Source organism: Endozoicomonas sp. ALB032, from assembly GCF_049310125.1.
Taxonomy (GTDB): Bacteria; Pseudomonadota; Gammaproteobacteria; order Pseudomonadales; family Endozoicomonadaceae; genus Endozoicomonas_A.
Window position 1 is genome coordinate 5863787 of sequence record NZ_JBLYNW010000001.1, and the last position, 25565, is coordinate 5889351.

General features: G+C 49.0%; 24 protein-coding genes. 2 read left to right on the forward strand and 22 right to left on the reverse strand.

Going from position 1 to position 25565, the window contains the following annotated elements; translation table 11 throughout:
• Positions 1 to 114 precede the first annotated feature (114 nt).
• From ACO6VG_RS21820 to ndk, 12 genes are all read right to left on the reverse strand, one after another.
• Positions 115 to 2523: a FimV/HubP family polar landmark protein gene (locus tag ACO6VG_RS21820; RefSeq protein WP_422475659.1), complete on the reverse strand. Its 2409-nt coding sequence runs from the start codon at positions 2521 to 2523 to the stop codon at positions 115 to 117.
• Between the two features lie 401 nt (positions 2524 to 2924).
• Positions 2925 to 3932, reverse strand: a complete 1008-nt coding sequence (locus ACO6VG_RS21825) for an Asd/ArgC dimerization domain-containing protein (RefSeq protein ID WP_422134221.1) — start codon at positions 3930 to 3932, stop codon at positions 2925 to 2927.
• A 316-nt stretch (positions 3933 to 4248) separates the two neighbouring features.
• Positions 4249 to 4698 (reverse strand): PaaI family thioesterase, encoded by a 450-nt coding sequence (locus ACO6VG_RS21830; RefSeq protein WP_422134222.1) that lies wholly within the window; start codon positions 4696 to 4698, stop codon positions 4249 to 4251.
• Positions 4695 to 5156 (reverse strand): PaaI family thioesterase, encoded by a 462-nt coding sequence (locus tag ACO6VG_RS21835; RefSeq protein ID WP_422134223.1) that lies wholly within the window; start codon positions 5154 to 5156, stop codon positions 4695 to 4697. Before ACO6VG_RS21835 ends, ACO6VG_RS21830 begins: the two co-directional genes overlap by 4 nt.
• A 215-nt stretch (positions 5157 to 5371) precedes the next feature.
• The gene (gene der, locus ACO6VG_RS21840) at positions 5372 to 6838 is read right to left on the reverse strand and encodes a ribosome biogenesis GTPase Der (RefSeq protein WP_422134224.1); all 1467 of its coding nucleotides are present in this window, start codon (positions 6836 to 6838) and stop codon (positions 5372 to 5374) included.
• Between the two features lie 224 nt (positions 6839 to 7062).
• Positions 7063 to 8217 (reverse strand): outer membrane protein assembly factor BamB, encoded by a 1155-nt coding sequence (gene bamB, locus ACO6VG_RS21845; protein WP_422134225.1) that lies wholly within the window; start codon positions 8215 to 8217, stop codon positions 7063 to 7065.
• A 3-nt stretch (positions 8218 to 8220) separates the two neighbouring features.
• Positions 8221 to 8886, reverse strand: coding sequence for a YfgM family protein (locus ACO6VG_RS21850; RefSeq protein ID WP_422413284.1), 666 nt, complete (start codon positions 8884 to 8886; stop codon positions 8221 to 8223).
• 3 nt (positions 8887 to 8889) lie between these two features.
• Entirely contained in the window at positions 8890 to 10170 is a 1281-nt protein-coding gene (gene hisS / locus ACO6VG_RS21855) for a histidine--tRNA ligase (RefSeq protein ID WP_422138302.1), read from the reverse strand.
• 192 nt (positions 10171 to 10362) lie between these two features.
• Entirely contained in the window at positions 10363 to 11337 is a 975-nt protein-coding gene (locus ACO6VG_RS21860) for a helix-turn-helix domain-containing protein (protein ID WP_422475662.1), read from the reverse strand.
• Complete coding sequence (pilW, locus tag ACO6VG_RS21865; RefSeq protein ID WP_422134229.1) at positions 11327 to 12085, reverse strand: type IV pilus biogenesis/stability protein PilW; 759 nt, start codon at positions 12083 to 12085, stop codon at positions 11327 to 11329. Before pilW ends, ACO6VG_RS21860 begins: the two co-directional genes overlap by 11 nt.
• A gap of 143 nt (positions 12086 to 12228) precedes the next feature.
• Positions 12229 to 13377, reverse strand: coding sequence for a 23S rRNA (adenine(2503)-C(2))-methyltransferase RlmN (gene rlmN, locus ACO6VG_RS21870; protein ID WP_422134230.1), 1149 nt, complete (start codon positions 13375 to 13377; stop codon positions 12229 to 12231).
• A gap of 289 nt (positions 13378 to 13666) precedes the next feature.
• A complete protein-coding gene (gene ndk, locus ACO6VG_RS21875; protein WP_422134231.1) occupies positions 13667 to 14098 on the reverse strand; it encodes a nucleoside-diphosphate kinase in 432 nt (143 codons plus the stop codon).
• Between the two features lie 317 nt (positions 14099 to 14415).
• Here ndk and ACO6VG_RS21880 point away from each other — a divergent pair, with 317 nt between their 5' ends.
• Together ACO6VG_RS21880 and ACO6VG_RS21885 are read left to right on the forward strand one after the other, a co-directional pair.
• Positions 14416 to 15789 carry a serpin family protein gene (locus ACO6VG_RS21880; protein WP_422134232.1) on the forward strand — a complete coding sequence of 458 codons (1374 nt, stop codon included), beginning with the start codon at positions 14416 to 14418 and terminating at the stop codon, positions 15787 to 15789.
• A gap of 166 nt (positions 15790 to 15955) precedes the next feature.
• A complete protein-coding gene (locus ACO6VG_RS21885; RefSeq protein WP_422476320.1) occupies positions 15956 to 17233 on the forward strand; it encodes an IS4 family transposase in 1278 nt (425 codons plus the stop codon).
• A gap of 43 nt (positions 17234 to 17276) precedes the next feature.
• On the opposite strand, the gene iscX is transcribed toward ACO6VG_RS21885, so the two are convergent.
• From iscX to trmJ, 10 genes are all read right to left on the reverse strand, one after another.
• Positions 17277 to 17471, reverse strand: coding sequence for a Fe-S cluster assembly protein IscX (gene iscX / locus ACO6VG_RS21890; RefSeq protein ID WP_422413458.1), 195 nt, complete (start codon positions 17469 to 17471; stop codon positions 17277 to 17279).
• 83 nt (positions 17472 to 17554) lie between these two features.
• A complete protein-coding gene (gene fdx, locus ACO6VG_RS21895) occupies positions 17555 to 17893 on the reverse strand; it encodes an ISC system 2Fe-2S type ferredoxin (protein WP_422134234.1) in 339 nt (112 codons plus the stop codon).
• A 3-nt stretch (positions 17894 to 17896) separates the two neighbouring features.
• Positions 17897 to 19762 (reverse strand): Fe-S protein assembly chaperone HscA, encoded by a 1866-nt coding sequence (hscA, locus tag ACO6VG_RS21900; RefSeq protein WP_422134235.1) that lies wholly within the window; start codon positions 19760 to 19762, stop codon positions 17897 to 17899.
• 9 nt (positions 19763 to 19771) lie between these two features.
• Positions 19772 to 20314, reverse strand: coding sequence for a Fe-S protein assembly co-chaperone HscB (hscB, locus tag ACO6VG_RS21905; RefSeq protein ID WP_422475664.1), 543 nt, complete (start codon positions 20312 to 20314; stop codon positions 19772 to 19774).
• 207 nt (positions 20315 to 20521) lie between these two features.
• A complete protein-coding gene (iscA, locus tag ACO6VG_RS21910; RefSeq protein ID WP_317142071.1) occupies positions 20522 to 20845 on the reverse strand; it encodes an iron-sulfur cluster assembly protein IscA in 324 nt (107 codons plus the stop codon).
• 54 nt (positions 20846 to 20899) lie between these two features.
• The gene (gene iscU / locus ACO6VG_RS21915; protein WP_422134237.1) at positions 20900 to 21286 is read right to left on the reverse strand and encodes a Fe-S cluster assembly scaffold IscU; all 387 of its coding nucleotides are present in this window, start codon (positions 21284 to 21286) and stop codon (positions 20900 to 20902) included.
• A 27-nt stretch (positions 21287 to 21313) separates the two neighbouring features.
• Entirely contained in the window at positions 21314 to 22528 is a 1215-nt protein-coding gene (locus ACO6VG_RS21920) for an IscS subfamily cysteine desulfurase (RefSeq protein ID WP_422134238.1), read from the reverse strand.
• An 84-nt stretch (positions 22529 to 22612) separates the two neighbouring features.
• Complete coding sequence (gene iscR, locus ACO6VG_RS21925) at positions 22613 to 23089, reverse strand: Fe-S cluster assembly transcriptional regulator IscR (RefSeq protein WP_422134239.1); 477 nt, start codon at positions 23087 to 23089, stop codon at positions 22613 to 22615.
• Between the two features lie 403 nt (positions 23090 to 23492).
• Positions 23493 to 24299 (reverse strand): serine O-acetyltransferase, encoded by an 807-nt coding sequence (cysE, locus tag ACO6VG_RS21930; protein ID WP_422475667.1) that lies wholly within the window; start codon positions 24297 to 24299, stop codon positions 23493 to 23495.
• A gap of 55 nt (positions 24300 to 24354) precedes the next feature.
• Positions 24355 to 25155, reverse strand: coding sequence for a tRNA (cytosine(32)/uridine(32)-2'-O)-methyltransferase TrmJ (trmJ, locus tag ACO6VG_RS21935; protein ID WP_422134241.1), 801 nt, complete (start codon positions 25153 to 25155; stop codon positions 24355 to 24357).
• Positions 25156 to 25565 lie beyond the last annotated feature (410 nt).

Genomic DNA, 25565 nt, shown 5'->3' on the forward strand with positions numbered 1-25565 from the left:
CTGATTCCGATGGCTAAAAAAAAGCCCGATGTGAACCATTCCGGGCTTTAAGTACCTAACCAGTTGGTTTCGCATATTCTGGCCAGGTACTTATTGAATTGAGGCTGGGGAATGTTAAACCGCATGCTCCATCAGTGCCTGAGCTTCCTGCTTCTGCTCATCAGAGCCAGACTCAAGCACCTCCTGCAGAATGTCCCTGGCACCTTCTATATCACCCATGTCAATGTAGGCCCTTGCCAAATCCAACTTGGTTGCTGCTTCATCGTCATCAGAAAGGAACTCCAGATCATCGTCTTCCAGAACCGACTCCAGGTCAGGCAGGCCATCATCGAAGCTCAGCGACTGTTCGTCATCATCGGCATAGCGTTCATCCAGTTCAAGCTCCAGATCATCAAGATTATCGCCTGGAGCAGGAACCGCTTCCTGAGCAGCTACGTCCGATTCTGAAGGCAGCTCCAGTTCTTCAAGTGCCTCAGAAGTATCGTCTTCGCCCTGTTCTGGCTCCAGATCAAGATCATCCAGCTGGAAGTCCAGATCATCAGCCGACTCAGCAGGCTCATCATTGAACTCCAGGTCATCCAGATCAAACTCCAAATCACCCAGCTCGCCATCAGAATCAACATCGCTTTCATCGTTGAGTGCTTCATTCAGGTCGAATTGCTCAAAATCGTCATCTGCCTCTTCAGTAGCCGCTTGTTGAGTAACATCTCCAAAGAAAGCTTCAGCCGGGAACCGGGCTTTATAGGCATCAGCCTGACGCAGGGCATCCTGATCATCCAGCGACTCAACACCTGCCAGAGCTGCCTTAAAGTTATCCAGATCATTATTTTCAGCATGAACTTCCAGCAGCTTGAGTCTCAGATCCGAACGATCCGGCTCATTTGCAATGGCTTTTTCCAGAAGCTCAACAGCTTGCGGAAATCTGCCGTAGGCAATATAGATATCGGCTTCACTGATTGCATCCTCGGTCTGCTGAGTCGTCTCTTCTGGCTCTTCATCTTCAAGCAGACTGTCTTCATCGATTTCGAGTGTCTCATCCAGCTCGAACTCTTCCTGATCATCCTGTTGAGGTTCATCAGGAATCAGCGACATCGGCTCCAGGCTGGACGCTTCCTCAACTTCGATCTCGTCCTCTTCTTCCTGCTTGCGACGTCGGTAAACTAACAGGGCCGCAATCAGACCTAATGGCAGCAGAGCTGACAAGACCAGATAAAGAGGGTGACCAAACAGGAAGCTCAGGAAGCCAGGCTCAGATTCTGGTACTGGTTGCTCAGCCACAGGAAGCGGCCTGGTTTCCGGCGCTATTTGCGCCGGTGTCCCGGCAGGCTGTTGTGTCAGTGCGGCCATCTGATCATCTTTCAGATCTATCAGTCTTTTCAGGGTACTGATCTGATCGTCGAGATCTTTTAAACGGCTTTTAAGCTCTTCATTCTCGCGAGTCAGGTTATCCATCTTCTCACGAGTCATTGCCAACTCATTCTGAAGCGCCGTGGTTGCCGTGTCTGCAGACCCTCTTCCCAGATCACTGCCCGCACCGGAGCTATTATCTGTGGCAACAATCGACAAACGCCCATTGTTTCCAGCACCTTCTCCACCCGACTCGGCTGAGCTGCGTCGTGTTGCATCCAGTTGCTCCAGACGAGCCTGCCACTCACGATTCTGTCGAGCCACTTCACTAACAGCATCCTGAAAGCTCACTTGTGCAATTTCATCTCTGTCAGGCAAGCGCAACACCTGTCCTTTTTTAAGACGGTTGATGTTATTTTGAACAAAGGCTTGTGAATTCTTTTTCTGCAGAGCCAGCATCGTCTGCTGAATACTCAGATCACTGGCAGGCCTGACACTTCTGGCAATATTCCAGAGACTATCATTAGGCTGCACTTCATAAGTATCTCGCTGGCCTGGTCCAGAATAGCTACGGACACCGGTGCGAACAGGCTCTTCCCTGACCGGATTGACCTGGATCGGCCTGGATGATTCTTCTGGCTGGTAGGATGAAGATTGACTCTCAGAGTACCCTCTCTGATCGAACGGATTCACACTCTGACCACGTGAAGGCTCAGGAAAACCACTGTTGTATGTCTGGGTAGAAGCAGGATTTACCGGAGCCGCTACCTCCTGGCTAAAGGCAGGCGGATCCAGCAGCATGGTGTATTCCCGGAGCAAGCGACCACTGGGCCAGTGCACTTCCAGCAGAAAATTAAGGAAGGGCTCACGAACCGCCTGACTGCTGGTGACATGAATATAGCCCGTACCGTCCTCTCTCAGAATGGTTTTAAAATTCAGGCCAGTCAGACTGAAAGGCCTGTCGAGCCCCGCCCGTTGAAAATCTGCACGACTGGCAAGATTGGGCAGAATCTCGTTCCGGGTCAACTCTCTGACTTGCAGCAATTCAATCTCGGCATCCAGCGGTTGATTGAGCGCAGAATTCAAGCGCACTTCACCCAACCCCAGTGCATTCGCCAGACCGGAACCCATTGCTCCTGATATGACCATAGCTGCTACAAGCTTTTGCAGTTTCATTATGAGTCCTTGTTATCTGCACGAATCAGAAAACCCGCCCGTAAACACACCTTACATCGACAGCCAGAAGCAGAACCGAGTTAAAAACTGAACAATTCAGGTCGTCAACTATTCTCAACCCCCGCCTTTCGGGGCATGAGGTTTTCTTTGACGACACTTTTTATAACAAACAGCTTTCCAGATGTGTGCTGCACCCTCAAACAGAAGACAGGTGCCCAATCTGTACTCCAACATGGAATACACCAAAAGCTATGATCACTCATAGCCATAAAACCGGTACGGCTAACAGTTCCTGATTACCTGAAGCCCCACGCTGCTCTAGTCAAAGCAAGGCTTCAGGATAAAATTTTTATTATTCTGACAATTTCAATAAGGAACTGTCACTATTCTAAGCTAAGTTATCATTTTAAAAAGTCTTTTAGCAATATCTCTGCCACTGCCAATGCCTGAAATGCGCCACATCGCACCGGATCAGCAACAATCCAGAGACATATTTGATCGGCATGATCCGGATTTTGACGAATCCGACCAACGACAATGGCATCTTTTCCTGCCACGGTTTCAACAGAAGGCATTTCATCATCGGCCGCCAACTCAATACCAGCAACCCCTGCAAGGAGATCCCTGACAGTCTGCTCATCAACTGGACGGTCCAGATCCAGGTGAACTGCGAGGCTGTCACCAAAGAATACAGGCACACGCACACAGGTAGCACTGACCCTGAGATCATCCTGATCCAGCCCTTTCATGAGTTCTTTAGCAATCATTCGCTCCGGTAATGTAAAACCTGCCTCAGTGACGACACCCACGTGCGGCAGGACATTGAAAGCAATTCGCTGCTCAAAAAGCTTTTTCTTCACCGGCTTGCCACTGAGCAAATCAATTGTTTGCCCACGCAATTCTTCAATCCCTCTCTGACCAGTTTCAGCCAGTGAAAGGCTGGCCATGACATTGATAGAATCAATGCCGACTGCATCTTGAAGCGGCTTCATGACCTGAAGCATCAGGGCAGCAGGACTGGCAGGAATTGCGATCTCCTGCAAGCCTGACAGTTCCGCAGCATCAGACAGACCCGGCAGGTACATCTCGGCCTCGGCACCAATAGCACCATTAACTACACGACAGCCACACTCACTGGCCAGATTCAGAACCTCAGGATTAATTTGTGAGCCAGCGGGTATAATCAGAAGATCGGCATCGGCATAATGAAACGTCAACGCACTAATCACATCGACTTCAGCGCCTTTGAAAGCTACTGTAGTCTCATCTCCAGGCGTATTGGACTCTTCAGGCCCTGTCAGCGGATAGACAACTCCGGGGGTTAAATGGCTCTCTTCCAGAATAGCCAAGACTGCTTCCCCGGCAAGACTCTGTGCATCATAAATCGCTAAATCAAAGGTTCCGCTCATGAGCTTCTCTGCATCTGTACAAAATTGTCGGGAAATGTATCAGGAAGTATTCAGGAAAGCATCACTCAGGCATGAATTGCAGTCATGCCCGAGCTCATGAGATCAGGTTCTAAATACTCGGCCATACGGAATCGAATATTTCTGGCTTATTGGGTAGGTGCTCTGCAAGGCGCAACGACGGGAACATAGCATGCTATGTGACCAGAGTTGCAACGCATCACGACTGCATGGATGCAGGAGCTAGAGCAACGCAGGAGCAGTTGCCGCGAGTGCCTGAACAATAAGTCAGAAAATATGATTTCGTATGGTTGAGTACTTATAAGCTATCAAGCCGAAAGTGTGCTCTTGCTGTTGCCACCGGTATTTCCCTGCGGCTCTGCCAGGCGGTGATCGCAACATTGGCGATCCGGCTACCCTGTCTCACCACATCGCATTCTGCAAAAACATCCTGAATTTTTGCGCTTCTTAAATAATCAATAGAAAAATCCACAATCTTGGCAATTTTTGGCTCATCCATAAACAACATCAAGTGAATGGCTGCCGACATTTCCATAAAACCACCCAGCACACCACCATGGAGTGCTGGTAACACCGGATTACCCGTGTTATCTCTGTTTTCAGGCAGAACAAAAAGGGCATCATCACCCAGAGACTGGCAACTCATGCCAATTTTCCTGGCGTAGGGCAAGAGCTCCGTCAGATAACTGTAATCACTGGTCGCTCTGGCCTGAAGCAGAACCTCACGAAAGTCGTTCTGAATCTTCATTTTGCCAACCCCTTAGCCATTTGGCTCAAGGTTCGCCCGGATCTCATAAAGGTTCCCACGCCGTGCGCAAAAGGCTCGTCACGATTGCCCTGATAGACTACCCCTCTTGTAAAGACAACGGTTTTAGTAACCCGATAGGCTTCAGCAAAGCAGCGAACCGGCTTGAAAGGAGCCGGAAAACCCAGATGATCAATTCGCAGGTCAATGGTAGGACAAGTCTCAAAGCCTGGCAGACTTATACAGGCGGCTATACCGAAAGCGCTATCCATCAGGGTTGTTATCGCACCTGAATGAATGATTCCACTTCCCGGGTTGGCTTCCAGTTCGTCACTAAACGGCATGTTAATGACAACACCTTCAGAAGAGGCATGCTCCGGCTTCATCTCCAATACACGACAATGGGGAACTGCTTGGAAAAACTGCTGAACAATGCTTACTATCTGCTCATCGCTATTCATGTCAATGCAATCTCAAATCATAGTAAGTACCAATGTACAGCATAACCATTTTCAAACAACTGTTTAATTTACTGGCAGCTATAAGATTTGCCCCCCTAAAGGAGAGAAAATCGTCGTTAATCGGAATGTTACAGATGCAAATCCATTTAATACTGAAGAGAATGGGCCTGAGTGCAACGCTTGCACCCAGCTTTTTATCAGCCCACGTAGTCTATCTAGCGGCGAGATTTTTGTTTTTTCTTTTTATCATCCTTCCTCTTGCCTTTCAGTTCAATAACACGACGCTTGTGAGTTACCTTCCGCTCACCCCCAGAGCTCTTCTTGTGAACCGCTTTGCGTTCTGCATAAGGGTTTTCTGAAGAACGGAATTCAATCCGAATGGGTGTTCCCATGATCTTTAGCACCTTTCTGAAGGTATTTTCCAAATAGCGCTTATAGGAAGCAGGAACTTCTTCCGTCTGATTACCATGAATAATGATAGTCGGTGGATTCATGGCACCCGCATGACAGTACCTTAATTTGATACGACGGTTTCGAACCATCGGTGGCTGGTGAATCTTGGTCGCATCTTCCAAAATTCGGGTAAGCTGGTTGGTGGACAGCTTGCGAGTAGCACACTCATAGGCTTCATCAATAGAATCATAGAGATGACCGACATTGGTTCCGTGCTTGGCAGAGATCATGTGAATACGGGCAAAATTGATGAACTCCAACCTTCTGGACAGTTCTTCTTTAACCTTTTTTCGCTCTTCTTCTTTCATGCCGTCCCACTTGTTTACGGCTATCACAACGGCACGACCAGCTTCCAGCACAAAGCCCAGCAGATGCAGATCCTGTTCCACAATTCCTTCTCTGGCATCCACAACCAGTACCACAACATTGGCATCTTCAATAGCCTGAAGGGTTTTAATTACTGAGAACTTTTCAGCCACTTCATGGACTTTACCACGGCGGCGAACACCTGCCGTATCGATCAAAGTGTAATCCTGACCCCAGCGTTCATAAGGTATGTAAACACTGTCGCGGGTTGTTCCGGCCTGATCATAAACGACAACACGTTCTTCCCCCAGCAAACGATTGACCAGTGTCGACTTACCCACATTGGGTCGTCCTACAATGCCAATCCTGATACCTCTGGCCTTGACCGTTTCCGGGTCGTCTTCATCTTCTTCAAACTCATCGGACTCTGGCCCCATCACTTCTTCGAGAACGCCTTCAATCATGCCTTTGACACCACGGCCATGAACAGCAGCAATATGGAAGGCTTCACCAAAGCCAAGAATGGCAAAATCGGCTTCTGCCTGATCAGCATCAACGGTATCCGTCTTGTTAAGCACCAGATGGTACTGCTTGTTCTGCTTACGCAGATGACCAGCAATCATTTCATCAGCGGCAGTCAATCCGGCTCTGGCATCGACCAGGAACAGAACAATATCAGCTTCCCGGATGGCCGCCAGGGACTGTTCAGCCATAGCTGAATCAATGCCTTCCTCATCACCGCTGATTCCACCGGTATCAACAACAATATAAGGTCTGGAGCCCATTCTGCCTTCCCCGTATTTACGATCACGGGTAAGACCGGCTACATTGGCAACCAGAGCATCACGAGAGCGAGTCAGACGATTAAACAGCGTAGACTTGCCAACATTGGGACGCCCCACCAGGGCAATTACAGGAACCATACACTTCATTCCACTGGGGCTATTGAATACCCCCAAAACTTTAAACCAGTTACAGACAAACTGCCGTTTAAGTGGGAGCAGTCTGTCATGAAATCTGTCCTGACAGACCTTGACGGGTCAATTGCAACAGATTCCCAGCATTCAAATAACAGAAAAAGGGCTGAACCTTCCAAGATTCAGCCCGACTTTAATCCTTTGCCAAAGTCACTGTTTGATTCAGCAAATTATTTTTGGTTGAGCGCAGTCAAAGTACCTTCGGCACTGAGCACAAAGAGGAAGTCACCCGATACCACAGGAGGGGCTTTGATCGCTGATGAACTGGCCTTGAACCGACCTGCCATAACACCATCAACCTGAGACAATAGATGAACATAGCCTTCCAGATCAGCCACAGCTACATAGCTGCTGTATGTCGTTGGCGCTGTCAGCAAACGATATTCCAGCTTATCCTGCCTCCAGCTGACCGCACCACTGCGCTGATCCAGAGAACTGACATAACTGCTGTCATCCGTCAGATACAGGGAGCCGAAACCTTCTGCAATCGACTTGTAGCTGGATAATTCCCGACTCCAGCGTACACGGCCACTGTACATATCCATGGCAGCTACATTACCCTGAAAGCTGACCATAAACAGGTTGTCACCTACGATCAGTGGCTCCGCCTTAATGTCGACCATTCTTTCCAGCTCGGAAGAACCTTTCGGAATAGAAACCCGACTGTTCCAGAGAGGACCACCATCATTCACCCTGAATGCCTTCGCCTCACCATTGGAGAGCCCAACAAACACCGCTTCGCCTTCAATAAGCGGCGTACTGGAGCCTCTCAAAGTCAGTGCAGGTTGCAGGTTTTCCTGATGCCAAAGCTCCTTGCCGGTTTCAGCATCGAGAGCCGTAATCGTATCGTCAATACTCTGAACCATGACGACACGACCGTTGGTTTGGGGAGAAGAAATCACTTCACTGCTTACTCTGGCTTTCCAGAGCTCACTGCCATCTTCCTCTTTCAGGGCAATGACATGCCCATCCAGGGTTCCCAGAAGCAGTATCCCGAAGTCAGCAGTAATGCCACCACCGACAGCTAATTCCAGACTTTTCTTCCAAATCTCCTTACCAGTCTCAAGGTTCAGGGCAATGACATCACCCTGAGCGCCTGCAGCATAAATCACATCGCCTGACACAGAAGGCACCAGTCGCTCATAGCTGTCTTCGACACCTTTACCGATACTTCTGGACCAGACCTCTTGCAATTCAATATCCGGCTCAAACCCGGTGAGGGTCTTTGGTTTGCGTACTATATCCTCGTCATCGGAAAACAGGCTACAGGAAGCCAGCCCCAGCGTCAGGGAAACGATCAGCAGTGATCTTATTATCCTCTCCATCCATTAGCCCTCTTTTACGTTAGCTGCCAGATCATCCAGTTTGAACTGCAGCAGAGGCCGGGACTCTCCGTTAGTACGGGCAGCTTCCAGTGCCTTTTCATAGGATTCACGTGCTTTGTCTCTCTGACCCATTGCCAGATGTGCATCGCCTCGAACGGACTCGATAGTCGCTACAAAACCGGCTTCCGAATCGGCTTTGGCCAAAACATCCAGCGCCGCTTGTGCGTTATCGTCAGACTGGCTCAGCATCACTCGCGCCAGTCGGGCACGAGTCACCAGCTCAATTTCCAGATCGGGCTTTTGAGCCAGCACCCATTCAAGGGAAGAACGGGCACCATCAAGATCATTATCCAGAACCTGTTCACGGGCCTGAAGCAGTGTTGCAAGAGCCGCATAATCAGAGCTCTCGTAATCAGACTGCAGAGTTTCCACCACGTGTTTAACGGTGGATTTCTGTTGCTCTGACAGCGACTGCCCCTGAGTAGTGACTTCCAGAAGGCTCTGATAAAGCTGTGATGAAGCAGCTGCCGTTTCCAGCTGATTCTTCTGGTAAGCCTTGTAGCCGAAAATAGCTACGACAGTGATAGCAACGCCAGCAACAACCGGCTTGCCGTATTCCTGCCAGAGGTTCTTAAGCAGTTCTACTTCTTCTTCATCTGTACGGCTCACTCTTTACTCCTGAATTCGCTTTTTCAAAAATTCAACCACAGCAGGAATATCCATGCTTTCCTGCTCACCATCTATTGACAGAGACTTAACGGTTACCGACTGACTGGCCAACTCATCTTCTCCAATGATGAAGGCGAAGTCAGCTCCGCTGTTAAAGGCCCTTTTCATCTGTCCTTTAAAGCCTCCACCGCAATTGACCAGAATGCGCACATCCGGAACCGCTGTTCTTATTTGCTCAATCAGGGGCAGAGCTTTAGCACTGACACCCTCTCCACGGGTGACCACAGCGACATCAACTGTCTTTTGAACCGACTCGGGAATCAGATTCAACGTTTCCAGCATCAGTACCAGGCGTTCCAGCCCCATGGCAAATCCTACTGCCGGGGTTGGCTTGCCACCCAGCAGTTCAACCAGAGCATCGTAACGGCCACCACCGCAAACGGTTCCCTGTGCGCCAAGACTGTCTGTTATCCATTCAAACACGGTCCGGCTATAGTAATCCAGCCCGCGCACCAGACGTGGATTAACGACATAAGAAATCCCTGCCGCATCAAGAATACTTTTCAGGGTTTCAAAATGTTCGGCCGATTCAGCGTCCAGATAATCGTGCAATACCGGTGCATCCGCAACAATTTCCCGGGTGCGTTTATCTTTACTGTCCAGAATTCTCAGAGGATTGATACCCAGACGATTCCGACTGTCTTCATCCAATTCCTGTTCGAAGCGGGATAAATACTCGACCAGAGCCTCACGATAATTCTGCCGAGCTTCCAACGTACCCAGAGTATTGAGTTCCAGACGCACATGCTGATCAATACCCAACTCTTTCCAGAGTCTGGCAGTCAACAATATAAGTTCCGAGTCAATGTCGGGGCCAGCCATGCCGAAGGTTTCAACACTAAACTGATGAAACTGACGATAACGACCTTTCTGTGGACGCTCATAACGGAACATAGGCCCCATAGTCCAGAGTCTTTGTGTCTGGTTATAGAGCAAACCGTGCTGGATACCGGCTCGAACACAACCGGCTGTCCCCTCGGGACGCAGAGAGAGACTCTCGCCGTTGCGGTCCTCGAAGGTGTACATTTCCTTTTCTACAATATCTGTACCTGCACCGATGCCCCGGCTAAATAGTGGACCGGGCTCAACCACAGGCATCCTGATTTCGCGATAACTGTAAGTCGCCATCAGGTTACGGAGTCTGGACTCCAGGTACTGCCAGGCAGGACTCTGATCTGGCAGGATGTCATTCATCCCGCGAATGGCTTGAAGTTGCTTTGCCAAGTTCTGACGCCCTCTCAATCCTCTAAATGAACGTTGGTGAGCAGGTAATAATGGCAGATAATGCCTGAAGCATTACTATCAACCGGCAAGAATTGCTCAAAAAGGCTTATTCCAACGACAAAAGCGCCAACTATAACTTTTCCGGGGCCCTGAGTATAGGCAGACTGGCTTGTCGCAGAACCGGATTCTCAATCAGCCAGCTTTCAGTAACAGGCTTGCTACCCTGCGACCCGAGCCAGACGTCTTGACCGCGACTTTTTTGCCATCAAATTTTAGATCCGCCACACCTTTCACATTCCCAAAGCGGACCTGAACGGATGAGGGTACTTCAAGCTCCAGGTTTGAGCCTGCCCTCTGAACATCGGTATAGAGAGCACGACCACTCATATCCTTGACTTCAATCCAGCAGTCCTCAACAAAGTCAATAGCCAGCCTGACAGGGGAGCCATTGTCGGAGAGAGAGCCCTCAGCACCAGAGAGAGAGCCGTCAACATCGGAAAGAGAACTGCCTACTTCGGGAAGAACCCGTTCAGTTTGACCAAGAGGTTCTTCACTGTCCTGACCAACCGCAGGTATATCATCATTTTCTGATTCGTTCTCAGGCTCTGTCACTTCCATTTCAGAATCATCAAAGTCAACCTGCACGGGCATCACTTTTTCTGCTTCAGAAACATCTTCTGACGACTCGATAACAACGGAGGGCTGCTGCCGAAAAATCACTTCCGATTGCGAAGCAGAACGTTTGTCCAGATTCCATCCATAATAACTGCCCGCCCCCACCAGAATAACCGTGAGAAGGCTTGCTCCCCAGGCAAAAAAAGAAGACATTGGACGCCAGGTTGTCAATGGAGCACCTGCTTTCAAATGAGGGGTTTCGGCGCCACTGTGCCCGGTGAAACGATCAAAGTGATCCACCAGTTCATCACCATCCAATCCTAGAGCCCGGGCATAGCGTCTGACGTACCCCCGGGCAAAAACCAGACCTGGCAGTGTCTCAAACTCATTACTTTCCAACGCCAGAATATAAGACTCTGGCAATTTCAAAAGGTCTGCTGTCTCACCTATTGAAAGACCTGCTTTTTGCCTTCCAGCACTCAGTAACTGACCAGGAGCGACAGCAGAAGCCTCCTCCTGGTCTTCCTGGCTGTTTTGCTCATCAGTACTCATAACCGCTTCTACTCCGCACTCCCTCTCCAGTGGAAGAAGGGAATAAACGCCCTAATTGCAAAGAATAACTGGCTGCAGCATCCTGATCGCCATTAACTCTGGCCAAGCGAACCCCCAGCCTCAGGGATCGCTCATTCTGACGGGAAAGACGGGTAAAGACCTGATAGTACTTCCAGGCTTCACGAAACTGGCCTTGCTCTTCAAGTATCGCCGCTAATTCCAGACTTGCACGAGGTAAATTACTGTTCAGTTTCAGAGCTTTGTCAAAATGCTCTGCAGCCAGAGATCGTCGGCCTTGTTTTAATGCCACCAGCCCCAGGTTTTCATAAGCTCGGCTGCGGCTACTGTAACGAACGTCACCGGCGGCTTGCTCAAATTCACGGTAAGCCTCACTCAGGCGGTTCTGACTGAAGAGAAATACACCAAAGTTATTGTGGATTTCAGAAGAGTCAGGATTAAAAGACAGGGCTTTCCTGAAAGATGTCTCTGCCAGGCTGGCTTCTCCCTGAAGCTGATAAACCAACCCAAGCATGCCGAAGGCATCGGCTGATCGGGGCTGGATCTCCAACGCCCGATTAATCGGCTTGACTGCCTTTTCGGTTAGACCCTGTTGCACATACCCCCTGGCCAGTTCAAGGTAGCTACGGACAGCTTCACCTTCATTGACGGGTTCAGGCCCGCCGGTTGTCACACAACCACTCAGGATGATACTGAACAAAACTGCACTGATTCCCAGTTTTGCGATCATACTTCTCCCCGTTTTTTAATTATTTTGAACATAGTAAGTGAACCGGGATAGTCGAGGCCACAGAAATCTGGCCCCTGCGGTCATAATTTTCAGCTCAAACAGGCTTTTACCAGAATCAATGAATTGGAAACCGGATACTCTGATCAGCCAACATTTACCTGACGAGCAGCGATATAGCGTTCACTTCTTCGTGTTTTGTCTGCAACCTGCCCCACCAGCTGGCCACAGGCAGCATCAATATCGTCACCACGAGTCTTGCGCACGGTGACATTAAAGCCGGCTTCCTGAAGTTGTTCCTGGAAGCGACGTACAGCATTGTTGCTGGGGCGTTCATAACCGGAATGCGGGAACGGATTAAAGGGGATCAGGTTGATTTTACAGGGGACATTCTTCAACAACTGAATCAGCTCAATGGAATGCTCAGGCTGATCATTCACTCCCGCCAGCAGCGTATATTCAATGGTTACGACACGTTTGTCTGGAAGCCCACTCATATATTGCTCGATCGCATCCAGCAAGTCTGACAACGGATACTTACGGTTAATCGGAACCAGCACATTTCTCAATTCATCGTTAGCTGCATGAAGCGACACTGCCAGTGACACATCGGTCACCTCACCCAGTTTACGCAGGGCGGGAACAACCCCCGAAGTACTCAGTGTTACTCTGCGCTTGGACAGGCCATAACCCAGGTCATCCATCATCAGGTTCATGGCATCAACGACATTGTCAAAGTTCATCAGAGGCTCACCCATCCCCATCATTACGACGTTGGTGATAGAACGATCTTTCTTTGCGGGAACATTATTAAAGTGACGCGCGGCAATCCAGACCTGACCGATAATTTCCGCCACAGTGAGATCGGAGTTAAAACCCTGTTTACCGGTGGAGCAGAAACTGCAGTCCAGTGAACACCCTGCCTGGGAGGATACACAGAGGGTGCCGCGCTTTCCTTCCGGTATATAGACTGTCTCGACACAACTGCCCGAAGCGACTCTGACCACCCACTTGCAGGTACCATCTTCAGAAAACTGGCTACTGACGACTTGGGGACCACGAATTTCAGCCACCTCTTTCAGCTTTTGCCTGAGAGTTTTGCTGATATTGGTCATTTCATCAAAATTATCGACGCCGAAGTGGTGAATCCACTTGAGCATCTGCTCAGCACGAAACTTCTTTTCACCTATGCTGAGAAAAAAATCCACCATCTTGCTGCGGGACAGATCCAACAGGTTAACAGGTGTGTTTTGAACCTCACCGGCCTCAGCGCTTACGGTGATTAATTCTGACATTCTTAATACCTCAAAAAGCCATGAGCGCTATAAGCCGCCCAACAGCCATGGGGTGGACTCGCATTATCCCTCGCCGGAATTTAATGCAAACCTGAAATGGCTGCATTCTCACTAACTGCCATGATTGACTATAGAGAAAAGTCGTCGACACTGAGCCAATGAAAAATGATTCACGATAAAAACATGAGCGCTATTAAACCACAATAGCCACGGCATTTTTATAGATAAAAATACAGGGCATACGCCTACCCCTGATTTCAGGTTGCAGAAAGAATGCCCCGTTATGTCATTATCGGGTGCGAGGACAAACGTCTGCATCTTCAAAGAAGTAGGACACTTCTCTGGCAGCAGAAGCCGGAGAATCCGAACCATGCACTGCATTTTCATCAATAGTCTGAGCAAAATCGGCACGGATAGTTCCCGCAGCGGCTTCGGCCGGGTTGGTAGCGCCCATCAGCTCACGGTGATGAGCGACCGCATTCTCACCTTCCAGAACCGACACAACGACCGGACCCGACGTCATGAAAGCGACCAGATCCTTAAAGAAAGGACGCTCTTTATGCTCTGCATAAAAACCTTCTGCCTTCTCTTTGCTCAGATGAACCATGCAGGTTCCGACAACTTTCAGGCCGGCTTTTTCAAAGCGGCTAAATATCTCGCCGATGACATTTTTAGCAACGGCATCAGGCTTGATAATTGATAAAGTGCGCTCTACGGCCATTACACTCTCCAAATGTTCTTTTATTGGCCCATTAAGGGTCAAGTTTATAATTCAATGCGCCACCTCCAGTCATTGGGGAAGCTTGGTCGGCATTGTAAACGATCACTATCCCTGTGTCAGTCATATCCGTAAAAATCATACAAGAGAAAAAACAAACTCATATCATTGCATTTCAAAACGCCAATACCACGCTTGTCTCATTTGAGAGATCAGCAGTGCAGCTAATGTGTGTCTACAATTCTTACGCACTCCCGCAAGTGCCATAACATTTCTATTTATTCAAGCTTAATAACTCACTCACTAAGGCAGGCATAAAATTGACTTTAACAAATAAGTTGAGCAACCGTTCCTCTCGATGCGCTGCAATACAGCTTTCACTATTGACATTGTGTTTCTTATTAACATCACCTCCGCTTCGGGCCGCCCCCCAAACATGCGAGGAGTGTATGTCTGCTTTCAATGATGATGTCTTTCTGGTCTGCCCAGTTTGCCACCCGGCAGCTAACTATCCAGCTAAGTCCTTGCCAACTGCCAATCCGCCTATCGCCAGCTGCACGACACCAGATCCAGTAACTCAACCAGCAACACAACACTCCCAACAAGTGGAAGTGGTGATGCGACTTTTTATGTTGGCAGCTCAGGCCCATCCAGATTCAAATTTTGTTTTTTCCCCTGACAGCCTTTTTCACGCCCTGTCGGCCCTACTCGCGGGAGCCTCTGGTACCACCCGGGAGTTGCTCGCAAAATTTCTGGAAAGCTGTGCTTTCCCCACCACAACAGAAGAACCATGTGCCGGTTCAGGGCGAGGCGAGGTCTATTCTGTAGCTAACGCTTTATTATTGGCCTCCCGACACCAGCTTCAGGATACCTATCGAAGGGAAGCTGAAAAGATGAATACGATTGTTCATGAGAATATAGACTTTACTAACAGACCATCCGTGAAAGCACTCGCAAGGTATCTTAACGAAGAGTTCTGCTATTTAACCCATGGCATGATTCGATCTTTTTGCAATGCTGATGATTGGAACACAGAGACTGCACTTATTCTCATCAATTCTGTTTACTTCAGAGGGCTGTGGAAACAACCTTTTTATCGTAAACAGGAAGGAGGAATGTTTACTTTAGCAAACGGAAGAGTGCATCTCAGAAGAGTTTTACATCAGGAAATACAACACACAGGGTACGCTACCCACAATGAGTGGCAAGCAGTAACGGTTCCCTACCGGGGTAACTATGAAATGGTTCTGGTTTTACCCCCGGAAGGAACAGCAGTTTCAGGAATATCCACTGGATTAATGGCCAATTTACTTGCGTCAATACAAACTGTACCAGAAGTGGATCTTACTTTACCCGCTTTTGAGACCCGTTCCAAAAGTGACTTGTATTCCGCCTTACAAAACACGGGTCTGGGATGTTTGTTTGAGCAAGGCAGAGTCAATTTAGGTGGCATGCTAGTGGGTTCTTCGAAAGAGATCTTTTTAAGCGGTGTTCAACAAAATTGCGCCATAAAAGTCAACGAATTAGGAACTGAAGCTTCAGCAGTCACTCAAACTATGTTTGTCGATGGTATCAGAAATAATATCAAAATTAATTTTAACAGGCCATTTCTTTATATATTACGACATAAGAAAACAGAGAGAATACTCTTTATCGGGCAGATACTTCACCCTGAAGACCTTAACTATCGTTAACTGGAAGAATAGAATCAATCATTGCTCTTAGGGTAGACATTAAGCTCAAAAAAGATTCATTTCTAGCGGCAGAACTCACCTTGAACAGCCAAAATAAAGCTTCGCGAAAAGTATCAAGGCTGAACAAGATGAGTATCGCAAATAGTAGACTAGTTGAAAAAAACTGCTGACGTGTTTCGACCGGTCTGAACTCCTCAGCATGGCGGAGCAGCTTGGTTTTACTATACGACAGCGAGATATCCGCCCCTTGGACTTTATCCTTTCACTGATTGCTGCCCTCGCTGGTGATGGAAGCTGCGATACTCAAGCCGATCTCCACCGAAAATTTAATGAGTTGACGGGGCTGAATGTCTCCTATCGTTCCTGGGCAAATCAAGCTAAAAAAGACGCGATGCCTGCTCTTGTCCTCTGGCTATGGTTGCAGTGTCTGGAAATCTTTTCGCGCAAAGTCATGGCGTTTGATGAGGACAGTCCATTTTCAGAGTTTGAGCACATTCTGATTCATGACGGCTCATCGCAAGCTGTCTACGATGCCCTAAAGGAAACATTTCCCGGCAGGTTCTCAACGGTCAGTCCTGCTGCTGTCGAACTTCATACGACAATGGATCTTCTTACCAACAATCTGGTGCGCGTGCAGCTCACTGAAGATACCCGTTCAGAAAGAGACTGTCTGCCACCACTGCCAACCTCCATGGCCAATATCCTGATGCTGATCGATGCCGGTTATTTTGAGTTGGAACGCTTTGCTGCCATTGATGATCGGGAGGGGTCTTTTATCTGCAAGGCACCTCAGAGTATCAACCCGACGATACTCAGCGCAGTACGGGAGGATGGCAAAAATCTCAATCGCTACAAAGGGAAAAAACTTAAGGAGGTGTTGTCTGGCTTCCCTAAAGATCAATGCCTCGACCTGGATGTAGAATGGCCAGGATTCAAAGCCTGGCCATATCGTTTGGTTGTCCGCTGGAATGACAGGAAACTGAAATGGGTATTCGTTGTAAGCAACCTTAACCGGGTTGAGTTCACCCTGAGTGAAGTACTTCAGGCCTATCGTCTACGATGGCAAATAGAGCTTATCTTCAAAGAGATCAAGTCCTATTCAGGGTGGCATCGTTTTAACACTAAATCAGCGACACTGGTGTTTAGCCTGATTCTGATGTCCTTCGTGGTTGTGACGTTGAAAAGGTATCTTGCCCATGCTGCTCAGGCGAACCTCTACGAAAGTGGAGCCATTGAAGAAATCTCGACGCATAAGGCGATGAAAAGTGGAACCCGGCTGTTTGGTAATGTCATTTTATCCCTGATGAATGCAGGAAAGTCTCTGCTCTCACATACAAGGAAGCTGCTGGACTTCTGGGCAGATAATGCGAGACGTGAACACCCTGCACGAGATGGTTGTTCGGGGCGTACAAGATTAGGACTTTGTGCTGTGGGTGGGGCTTAATGTCTACCCTAAGAATCATTGCTAAAAGCTCTCATCGGGCTGATCACTCATGCTCTTCTATCCAGGCCGCCTGAATTGCTTCCAGAATCTTTTCCCCACAACGCTCTGGATCATCATCAAAATCTTCCAGAGCCATCACCCAGCCTCTCAGATCAACAAAATTGACAAATTTTGGATCAACATCCGGATGGGCATCGACCAGCTCAGCAGCAATGTCGAAAACATCTGTCCATCTCATTGCCTTTCTTCCTCCTATTCGATGATCCACTCTATGGAAAGAAAGAGACTCATTGGAGCCTCTGTAGCGAAAACACATCAGGATCAGTGTTTCTCTGACACCTGGTTTAGCGTGTACCTGGGTATTTCTACCACCAGATCCTCTTCAGCAACCACCGCCTGACAGCTCAAACGAGATTCAGGCTCCAGACCCCAGGCCTTGTCGAGCAGATCTTCTTCCAGCTCATCAGCTTCTTCCATACTGTCAAAACCTTCACGAACAACAACATGACAGGTGGTACAGGCACAGGACTTTTCGCAGGCATGCTCAATCTCAATACCATTAGCCAGAGCCGCATCACATACGGTCACCCCCGCCTCAGCTTCAATCACAGCCCCTTCCGGACAGATTTCATCATGGGGCAGAAATACGATTTGCGGCATTGTTCAGGACTCCTTGAATTCGTCAATCTTATGACCCGAGAGTGCTTTTCGTATACCCGAATTCATTCGACGGGCAGCAAACTCATCAGTGGCCTTACTGATACGTTCTATTTCAAGCTTGATGGCATCGGCATCCCCCAGACGCCTTACAGTTCCGAGTTGTTCCAGATCAGCCACCAGGCGGTTAAATTCATCTTCACTCAGCAGTTCACGCCCGTCGGCTTTAAGTGCCGTTGTCAGAGCTTCTGTCAAACGATCAGCCTCTACTTCCTGCTCCCTCAGTTTTCTGGCATCCCTGTCTTCAACAGCACTACTCACGGACTCTTTCAGCATACGGGCGATTTCATCATCGGTCAGACCAAATGAGGGCTTGACCTGTACACTGCTTTTAACACCCGTAGCCATTTCTTCCGCTGAAACATCCAGCAGGCCGTCCGCGTCAACCTGGAAAGTCACACGAATCTTGGCAGCACCGGCAGGCAGTGGTGGAATACCGCGCAACTCGAAGCGAGCCAGCGAACGATTATCACTCACCAGCTCCCGCTCACCTTGCAGAACCTGTATGGCCATTGCGGCCTGGCCTTCTTTATAGGTTGTAAACTCCTGGGCCCTACTGACCGGAATAGTGGTATTTCTGTGAATGACTTTTTCCATCAATCCGCCCATGGTCTCCAGACCGAGCGAAAGAGGAATAACATCCAGCAGCAACATTTCTTCAGCAGACTTGTTCCCTGCCAGAACATTGGCCTGTTGCGCAGCGCCCATTGCTACAACCCGATCCGGATCAATAGACGTCAGGGGTTGCTTGCCGACAAATTCAGCCACAGACTCTCGAACAAAGGGTACACGGGTAGAACCACCCACCATAACCACTTCACGAATGTCAGCCGCCTTAACGCCTGCATCACGCAGGGTTCGTTTGAATGCTCTGATGGTTCTGGAAACCAGTGGCTTAACCAGCCCATTAAACTGAACACGGCTCAGCTCACCCTGCCAGCCAGCAAAGGCGACGGGGACGCTATCCAGGTCAGTCAGGGCTTCTTTAGCCCTGCAGGCCTCTGTCATTACGGCCCTGAAAAGCCCGCTGTCAAGTTCCGCTTCAGAAACAGAAGCAGACTCCAGAATCCAATGGGCAACGGCTTTGTCAAAATCATCACCACCCAGGGCTGTATCTCCACCCGTAGCCATGACTTCAAACACGCCTTTCTTCAACCTGAGAACAGAAATATCGAAGGTACCACCACCCAGGTCAAAGACAGCAATAACCCCTTCAGCCCCGTCATCCAGTCCGTAGGCAACAGCAGCTGCAGTGGGCTCATTCAAAAGACGGTATACATGTAAACCTGCCAGCCTGGCTGCATATTTAGTTGCCTGTCGTTGTGCATCATCAAAATAAGCAGGCACGGTAATGACCGCACCATCCAGCTCACCACCCAGGCTTTCCCTGGCACGCTCTGATAATGAACGAAGAATTTCAGCAGACACTTCAACCGGACTGACAGCACCCCGACGGGTTTCTATCAAAGGCATACTGCTTTCTGATTGTGTGAAGTGATAAGGCATCACCTCACCCAGTGTGCTGACATCTTCCAGACCGCGCCCCATCAGTCGCTTAACTGAGACAATGGTATTCAGGGAATCCTCTACGACGTAGGGTTTCGCAGCCAGCCCCACCTCGATACCCTGGTCTGCGTATCGGACTATTGAGGGCAGAATATGATGGCCTTCGTGATCCGGTAATGTTTCCACAGAGCCGGATCGAATGGTCGCTACCAGGGAGTTGGTCGTTCCCAGATCGATGCCTACTGCACGTTTTTGCTGATGAGGTTCCGGAGCCTGCCCGGGTTCAGATATCTGAAGAAGTGCCATATTCGATTCTCAATCATCCAGGAGCTCGGCTTCCAGCTGTTCCAGTTCGATAGACAGCTTAACCATGAATTGCATTTTTTGAACGACAGCCGCAGCCTGCTCCAGAGAAGCCTCATCGCCCTTTTGCCAGAGAGAGGCAAATTCGTTTTGATAATCCGTTACAGATTGGTCCACCTGAGCCATCAGCCGATCCAGTTCAGACTTAGGATCCTGATGTTCACGAATTTCGCTGACAGCTTCTCTCAGCTCCATCTGCTCCATCAGGAAGGCCGTGTCCATAATCGTATTATTTTCAAGATCAACAGAATGGCCAGCCAGATCCAGTAGGTAAAGTGAGCGATTGAGAGGCAACTTCAGTGTTTCGAGCCCTTCATTAACATAGGCCGCATACTGAACCGCCAACCTTTGCTGACGCTCATCTTCCCCGGCAAACCGGTCAGGATGAACCGACTTTTGCAATTCGCGATATCGCTCGGATAACAACGCCTGATCGACCTGAAATTCGACAGGCAACTGAAACAACTCGAAAAAATTCTTGGTTAAATCGACCACGATACCGAACATTCCAAATAGGTGAAGGCCGGAATTCCATCAACAAATAAAATACCAGAAATCCCGAAACTTATTCATTACGCAGCCTTTATTACAACTCTCTCTCAATGTCAAAAAGTCTTTCACCACTCACGTGATAAAAGACTTTTTAATGCATTGTAAAAGGAACGAGGGTCAGGCTGCATGGGTATCACTGTACGTCAAAGTTCAAACGTTAAAGCTCTCACCACAACCACACTCGCTGGCTGCATTGGGGTTGTTGAATTGAAAACCCTCGTTCAAACCTTCCCTGACAAAATCAAGCTCAGTGCCATCAAGGTAGACCAGACTCTTCTGATCCGAGTATATGTAGACACCCTGACTTTTAAAAGACAGCTCGTCTTTGGCAGTTTCATCCACGAACTCCAGCACATAAGCCATGCCCGAACAGCCAGAAGTTCGCACCGCTACACGAATACCGAGACCCCTGCCGCGCTTCTTCAGCTGATCCCTTACATGCCGGGCTGCGGCTTTCGTCATGGTGATCGCCATGAAATACTCCAACTCAATACATAAATCCAGCAGGTCAATGGAATATCACCAACCTTATGACCCGCCGTGTTTGGTACGATAATCGTCGATTGCAGCCTTGATTGCATCTTCAGCCAACACTGAACAGTGGATCTTCACAGGGGGAAGCGCCAACTCTTCAGCAATATCTGTGTTTCTAATTTCTGCTGCCTGATCCAGCGTCTTGCCTTTCATCCACTCTGTTGCCAGAGAGCTGGAGGCAATAGCAGAACCACATCCATAGGTTTTGAAGCGAGCATCTTCAATCACACCCTCATCGCTAACCTGAATCTGAAGACGCATTACATCACCACAGGCGGGCGCACCGACCATACCCGTACCTACCTTGTCAGATTTGTCGTCTAGTTTGCCGACATTACGGGGATTCTCGTAGTGATCGATTACTTTTTCACTGTATGCCATGATATTTTCCTCCCACCCGGTTCGATATTAGTGTGCTACCCACTGAACAGTGCTCAGATCTACGCCATCCTTGTACATGTCCCAAAGAGGTGAAAGTTCACGCAGTTTTCCTACAGCCTCTCTTACCTGGGCAACGGCATGATCTACCTCTTCAGCGGTTGTGAAACGACCAAAGCTGAAACGCAGGGAACTGTGTGCCAGCTCATCGCTGACGCCCAGCGCACGCAGCACATAAGACGGTTCCAGACTGGCTGAAGTACAGGCCGACCCGGAAGAGACAGCAATATCTTTCAGAGACATAATCAGGGACTCACCTTCTACGAAGGCAAAGCTGATATTGAGATTACCGGCAACACGGTGTTCAAGACTGCCATTGACATGGACTTCTTCCATATCTGCAATACTGTTCATAAAGCGCTGACGCAGCTTCAGGCTGTGCTCGTTATCAACAGCCATCTCTTCTTTGGCGATACGACAAGCTTCACCCATGCCGACGAGCTGGTGTGTAGCAAGAGTACCTGAACGCATTCCACGCTCATGACCGCCACCATGAATTTGAGCCTCGATACGAACGCGCGGCTTACGACGCACGTACAGCACGCCCACACCTTTAGGGCCATACATTTTGTGAGCCGATAAAGACATCAGATCCACTTTGAGACTGGCCAGGTCAATAGGCAGCTTACCCGCACTCTGCGAAGCATCAACGTGGAACAAAACCTTGTTGGCTCGGGTAATTTCGCCAATGGCTGCGATATCTGTGACCACACCAATTTCATTATTGACGTGCATGAGACTGACCAGAACAGTGTCTTCACGCAATGCACTGCTTACCTGCTCGGGTGTAATCATCCCCTGAGAATCTGGCTCGAGGTAAGTCACCTCATAGCCTTCACGCTCTAACTGACGACAGGCATCCAGAACCGCCTTGTGTTCAATCCTGGAAGTAATGACGTGCTTACCCTTCTTGCTGTAAAAGTGCGCTACGCCTTTAATGGCGAGATTGTCAGACTCTGTGGCACCTGAAGTCCAGACAATTTCACGGGGGTCAGCATTCAACAGATCCGCAACCTGTCTACGAGCATTTTCAACGGCTTCTTCTGCCTTCCAGCCAAATACATGTGAACGGGATGCAGGATTACCGAAATTGCCTTCAGACAACAGGCATTGACTCATCTTCTCAGCAACACGCGGATCACAGGGTGTTGTTGCTGAATAATCCAGGTATATAGGTAGTTTCATCCCGTACATCTCCAGGCGCTCGGACATTGGTGTTGTTCGAGTCACTCAAGGCTGTTTGTCCCTGCGATCAACTGCCCTCCCTCATCAAAGAAGGCTATTGATCGCGCTCTTGTTTTTCAGTCCCTGCTGCTCATCCTGACGGATCGCAACACTCTGAACTTCACGTCTGGCTACGAGTTCAGCAAGACTGATACCACTGAGGAATTCGTGGATCTGCTGGCTAAGATCATGCCAGAGGTCATGGGTAAGGCATTTAGCCCCTTTCTGGCAGGAACCACTGCCATGACATCGTGTGGCATCAACCGACTCATTAACCGCATCAATCACTTCTGCCACATAGATTTCATCAATATCACGACTCAGGCGGTAACCACCTCCGGGCCCCCGAACACTGAATACCAGGTCTCCCTTACGGAGACGAGAAAACAGCTGCTCCAGGTAGGATAGAGAGATACCCTGACGATCGGAAATATCAGCCAGTGCTATAGGCCCTTCTCCAGCATGAAGAGCCAGATCCAACATAGCGGTCACGGCATAACGCCCTTTCGTTGTTAATCGCATGCTGGCAATATCTCCGAACTAGCCGACCAGAGCCGGTGTTATCAAAAGAATCCAATCTACTGTTTTTGCTGCTTGTCCAGACAGCAGCTCTATCCTGCATACGCAATAAAACCATCACAGGATCAGTATTCGTGCGAATTATGAAATACCCTAGTAATTTAGTCAAGTATTATAAATAATAGTCCGAGAGCCCTGCTTTGGCCTTAAGCCAGCCATTGCGAGGAGAGGGGTTCAGAGAGGGATCAGGCGAAGTCGAGATCAAGCCAACCGAAAAAGATCATCTGAATTAAGGACCTGTTGCTCAACCATCTGGAAACGTTACTAACGAAAGCACCATTAAAAAAACTCAGCGACCTGCAAGCCGACGCTATTGTATACAAGCAGCACCCCGCATCCAAGCAAATTATGGATGCGTAAGCACTTCACCCTCCGTGCCTGATTTTACGCTGGCAAAATCTTCTTTTCTTAATTCAGGCAGCTGCTTGTCACCACAATCAAGCCCACGCTCCCTGAGCGTCATACAGAGCTCTTCTATACGACTATCCACTGCCTGCATATGATCCAGCATCGCAGATATAGCGTTTGCGGTAGGATCCGGCATATCTTCTGTCACTGCATAGGCATCAAAACCTATCTTTTCCGCCATTTTCTGGCGCCGAGAATCCACTTCTTCACGCTTTTTGACGATACGCCCCGGTATGCCAACCACCGTAGCACCTTCAGGCACTTCACGAACCACCACCGAGTTGGAACCAATTTTGGCATTTGCGCCAACAATAAAGGGACCCAACACCTTGGCACCTGCACCAACCACAACTCCCTCCATAAGTGTCGGATGACGCTTACCCTGATTCGAAGGGTGATTTTTACCTCTATTCGGCGAAGTCCCTCCCAGCGTCACACCGTGATAGAGAGTCACATCGTCATGAATGATGGCCGTTTCGCCGATCACCACACCCATTCCATGATCTATAAAAAAACGTCGACCAATGCTGGCACCAGGATGTATTTCTATACCAGTTAACCAGCGACTGAATGTAGACAGCGATCGGCCCAACCAGCAGAAACCGGACTTCCAGATTTTATGCGCTGCACGATGCAACAACAAAGCATGAAGCCCCGGATAGTTGGTAAGAACTTCAAAGGTGCTCCGGGCAGCCGGATCACGCACCATGACCGTTCTTATGTCTTCTTTTAAACGTTCAAACATGGGTCAATTCGTCACTTGTTTTCTGGGTGCTGTTGTTATTATTGAATGTACATTTTTACTTCTTTTGAGTCTCCTCAGCCTCTTCAGTTCTGCCGGAACAACCTGCAAACTTCCCGGTCTCTGACAAAATGCCTCTAAGGATACTCAGCTCGACGCGATCTGGACGAATGCGACCGTACATTCGCCTGAGCTTGGCCATAATCTTCTCATGACTACTGTGCTCAAGAAAGCCGATTTGAATCAGCGTCTTATATAAATGCTCATAAAAACGCTCTACATCATCCTGGGATGCCAGCTCATGGGTTCGCGGTGAAGGTAGCGGAACTTCACCCCGAGTTATAGCCAGCCATGCCATTCTCAACTCATAGGTCATAACCTGGACAGCAGCTCCGAGGTTCAGCGAGCTGAAATCCGGATTGGTCGGAACATGCACCTGAAGATGACACATCTGTAATTCTTCATTAGTCATTCCGCGATCCTCCCTGCCAAAAACCATAGCAATATTTCCTGAACTCGCTTCAGAAAGAATCTGGTTAGCGCAGGCGCGTGGATCAACGAGAGGGAGTGACACCCCTCTGACTCTGGCACTGGTACCGACCACAAAGTGACAGTCAGCTACTGCCTCTTCCAAAGTACTCACCACGCTGGCATGAGCCAGCAGATCATCCGCTCCGGAAGCCAGCGCACTAGCCTTGTCTGAAGGAAACTCCTGCGGCTCCACCAACACCAGCTTACTAAGCCCCATGGTCTTCATAGCCCTTGCTGCCGCCCCGATATTACCGGGATGAGTGGTATTAATCAGAACAATGGAAATATTGTCGAGCACCAAAGGCTCAATTGCGACTGCGTCACTCACTGGGGGATATCTCGTTTGCACCAAAAACAAGGAGCCAGAAGCTCATTAAATGCCATAAAACCCATCCAAAATCTGTAACGGATGATTTTTATGATATATACGATCAAGCCGACGAGTTTAACCCAAACAATGACTGACAGCCACGTAAGGGAAGCTTCGATTGGCCTTAAAACCGATATAGTTAACAACCAATACCTCCATCCTGATCATCAGCGTTAAATCAGAGACTACACACAAGCACAATGAAAGGTTTCCAGCCTTAAATAACACTGTTATACTCCACCGCTTGTTTTCCCAGTCACTGGCCCAATACCCGGAACTTTATTTTCCGTGTAGGAAACCAGTCTGTACCAGGCTGCCGACCCCCTCGGTCAGCATTTCGATCTTTCACAGTCAGACGTAGTCCAGCC

What these genes read in the sequence shown, in the direction of transcription:
- ACO6VG_RS21920 (WP_422134238.1), bottom strand. Translation starts at nt 22,528, where the DNA reads ATGAAACTACCTATATACCTGGATTATTCAGCAACAACACCCTGTGAT.
- pilW (WP_422134229.1), bottom strand. Translation starts at nt 12,085, where the DNA reads ATGATCGCAAAACTGGGAATCAGTGCAGTTTTGTTCAGTATCATCCTG.
- ACO6VG_RS21825 (WP_422134221.1), bottom strand. Translation starts at nt 3,932, where the DNA reads ATGAGCGGAACCTTTGATTTAGCGATTTATGATGCACAGAGTCTTGCC.
- bamB (WP_422134225.1), bottom strand. Translation starts at nt 8,217, where the DNA reads ATGGAGAGGATAATAAGATCACTGCTGATCGTTTCCCTGACGCTGGGG.
- der (WP_422134224.1), bottom strand. Translation starts at nt 6,838, where the DNA reads ATGGTTCCTGTAATTGCCCTGGTGGGGCGTCCCAATGTTGGCAAGTCT.
- iscA (WP_317142071.1), bottom strand. Translation starts at nt 20,845, where the DNA reads ATGGCGATCACCATGACGAAAGCCGCAGCCCGGCATGTAAGGGATCAG.
- cysE (WP_422475667.1), bottom strand. Translation starts at nt 24,299, where the DNA reads ATGTTTGAACGTTTAAAAGAAGACATAAGAACGGTCATGGTGCGTGAT.
- ACO6VG_RS21830 (WP_422134222.1), bottom strand. Translation starts at nt 4,698, where the DNA reads ATGAAGATTCAGAACGACTTTCGTGAGGTTCTGCTTCAGGCCAGAGCG.
- rlmN (WP_422134230.1), bottom strand. Translation starts at nt 13,377, where the DNA reads ATGTCAGAATTAATCACCGTAAGCGCTGAGGCCGGTGAGGTTCAAAAC.
- ACO6VG_RS21820 (WP_422475659.1), bottom strand. Translation starts at nt 2,523, where the DNA reads ATGAAACTGCAAAAGCTTGTAGCAGCTATGGTCATATCAGGAGCAATG.
- iscU (WP_422134237.1), bottom strand. Translation starts at nt 21,286, where the DNA reads ATGGCATACAGTGAAAAAGTAATCGATCACTACGAGAATCCCCGTAAT.
- hscA (WP_422134235.1), bottom strand. Translation starts at nt 19,762, where the DNA reads ATGGCACTTCTTCAGATATCTGAACCCGGGCAGGCTCCGGAACCTCAT.
- iscR (WP_422134239.1), bottom strand. Translation starts at nt 23,089, where the DNA reads ATGCGATTAACAACGAAAGGGCGTTATGCCGTGACCGCTATGTTGGAT.
- ACO6VG_RS21835 (WP_422134223.1), bottom strand. Translation starts at nt 5,156, where the DNA reads ATGAATAGCGATGAGCAGATAGTAAGCATTGTTCAGCAGTTTTTCCAA.
- ACO6VG_RS21860 (WP_422475662.1), bottom strand. Translation starts at nt 11,337, where the DNA reads ATGAGTACTGATGAGCAAAACAGCCAGGAAGACCAGGAGGAGGCTTCT.
- ndk (WP_422134231.1), bottom strand. Translation starts at nt 14,098, where the DNA reads ATGGCCGTAGAGCGCACTTTATCAATTATCAAGCCTGATGCCGTTGCT.
- fdx (WP_422134234.1), bottom strand. Translation starts at nt 17,893, where the DNA reads ATGCCGCAAATCGTATTTCTGCCCCATGATGAAATCTGTCCGGAAGGG.
- iscX (WP_422413458.1), bottom strand. Translation starts at nt 17,471, where the DNA reads ATGAGATGGACAGATGTTTTCGACATTGCTGCTGAGCTGGTCGATGCC.